Raw genomic sequence first — 233 nt, forward strand, 5'->3', positions numbered from 1 at the left:
GCTCAAGACCATGCCGGCGTTCTTCGATGCCGACGGCAAAGTGATCGAGCAGCACTTCGCTACCAGCAAGGACGGTACCCGCGTGCCGTACTTCGTGGTGCACGACAAGGCGATGAAGCTCGACGGTTCCAATCCGACCCTGCTGTACGGCTACGGTGGGTTCGAGATTTCGCTGACCCCGTCGTACTCGGGCGGCATGGGCCGCGCCTGGCTGGAGAAGGGCGGCGTGTACG

Annotated in this window: 1 pseudogene; it reads left to right on the forward strand. The window is 63.5% G+C overall.

The window, feature by feature from the left end:
- A pseudogene (locus FQ664_RS27050) lies at positions 1 to 233 on the forward strand (prolyl oligopeptidase family serine peptidase); the annotation flags it as partial.

The organism is Pseudomonas persica (genome assembly GCF_900291015.1).
Taxonomy (GTDB): domain Bacteria; phylum Pseudomonadota; class Gammaproteobacteria; order Pseudomonadales; family Pseudomonadaceae; genus Aquipseudomonas.